Below are 1,339 nucleotides of genomic sequence, written 5' to 3'. Positions count from 1 at the left end.
CGCGGACGGCGCCGAAATCTACGCCCAGGGCGAAAAGGCCGGAGCCTTCTACCAGGTGGAATTCGGCGCCGGCGGGATAGAAGCCGAGTGGTTGCAGCAGCGCGGGCTCGAAAGCCTCCGGCCGGTTGGGCAGGGCAGACCGTGAAGGCAGCGAAATTCTGGAGGCGGTGTAGGCGTGCATGGCTGTTTCCCGGTTGATCCGTGACACAGCAATCGCGCGAATCCGGGGGCCGCGAAATTCGGTTATATCCCTACGGGAAACTACCTAGAGCCGCTCCTCTTGAACCGGTCCAGCCATCGCTTTCGCCGGTCGCGGCAGTGAAGACAACTATTCACCCGCCTCGCGGCCCGACACCTGCTCGATCAAGATACGAAAGAAAACGTGGGGTGCGCTGTCCGACACCGGAGGCATGACCGGCTTGAGGGCGCCGGGCTCCCACCAGTCAGCGTGCTTGCTCAACACCGACCATGCGTGGTCGCGCTCGAGCTTGTGACCAATCCGGTCCGGCAGTTCTTCATAGCGGCCATCGACGACGACGCTTCTCCAGCCTCGCCCCTGGCCGCGTTCGCCCACCTGGACGGACACCAGTGGATTGGCGCGCATCCAGTCGATCTTCTTGCCGGGCATGGAAAACGCGTAGAGGTGGTTGTCGGCGTGCGCATAGTGCACCGGCACCACATAGGGCTGCCCATCCTTCGCGCACGCCAGATGGCCGACACGGTTGGCGGTCAGCATTTTCGTGCATTCTAGGGCGGATAATGTGCGGATCAGCATGTGCGAGCTCCTGAGTTTATTGGCCGTCCCACAGACTGTTGGCCCAGTCGCCGGGGGGCGGTCATTGATCGCGATCAAGGCAGGCTTACCGCTCGCGGGCAGCGGCATGAGCGGCAATTTCGCAAAATGATTCAAATCAAGGCGCGGCTTGCCGCTTCCCCCGATCATGGGGAGATGTGGAAGCCAATCCTGAGCGCTCCGTTTGGTCGCGAACTCGAACTCGCCGTCTTCGACGAGGATGGCGAACATGCGCTCGTATTTCCCTGTATAAAGGGCCAGCAGGGTTGGAAGAATGCTGGGACTGGCGTGCGCGTCGATATCCGCCCGACCCATTGGCGCTACTGGAAGTCGAAGGCAGTGCCGACAGACGACGGCAAGTCTCTCGGGGACGCTTGCTAGGGTTTGGATTCCACGATCAATGCCATGCGCACGAGATGCGACAGGCTGCCCGCGGCCATCTTGCTCATCACATTGGCACGATGAATCTCGACGGTGCGCGGACTGATACCCAGATCATAAGCGATCGTCTTGTTGGGCAGACCCGAAACGAGCCCGTCCAGAACC

The 1,339-nt window shown here is 61.5% G+C and carries 3 protein-coding genes and 1 pseudogene; 1 reads left to right on the top strand and 3 read right to left on the bottom strand.

Going from position 1 to position 1,339, the window contains the following annotated elements; genetic code table 11:
- Positions 1 to 181: pseudogene (locus tag EN993_RS37280) on the bottom strand (transcriptional regulator); the annotation flags it as partial.
- A gap of 147 nt (positions 182 to 328) precedes the next feature.
- A complete protein-coding gene (locus EN993_RS35885; protein ID WP_127266248.1) occupies positions 329 to 775 on the bottom strand; it encodes a pyridoxamine 5'-phosphate oxidase family protein in 447 nt (148 codons plus the stop codon).
- Between the two features lie 174 nt (positions 776 to 949).
- Here EN993_RS35885 and EN993_RS38210 point away from each other — a divergent pair, with 174 nt between their 5' ends.
- Positions 950 to 1,174: a hypothetical protein gene (locus tag EN993_RS38210; RefSeq protein ID WP_245463099.1), complete on the top strand. Its 225-nt coding sequence runs from the start codon at positions 950 to 952 to the stop codon at positions 1,172 to 1,174.
- On the opposite strand, the gene EN993_RS35875 is transcribed toward EN993_RS38210, so the two are convergent.
- Positions 1,171 to 1,339: LuxR C-terminal-related transcriptional regulator (locus tag EN993_RS35875; RefSeq protein WP_245469077.1), on the bottom strand; the 169-nt coding region annotated here is incomplete at its 5' end. The genes EN993_RS38210 and EN993_RS35875 overlap by 4 nt on opposite strands.

Source organism: Mesorhizobium sp. M7D.F.Ca.US.004.01.2.1, from assembly GCF_003997785.1.
GTDB lineage: Bacteria > Pseudomonadota > Alphaproteobacteria > Rhizobiales > Rhizobiaceae > Mesorhizobium > Mesorhizobium loti.
This window is presented reverse-complemented; position numbering and strand designations above follow the sequence as displayed.

Bases quoted from the DNA above. Each gene is read 5' to 3' on its own strand.
- EN993_RS35885 (WP_127266248.1), bottom strand. From the start codon at position 775: ATGCTGATCCGCACATTATCCGCCCTAGAATGCACGAAAATGCTGACC.
- EN993_RS38210 (WP_245463099.1), top strand. From the start codon at position 950: ATGTGGAAGCCAATCCTGAGCGCTCCGTTTGGTCGCGAACTCGAACTC.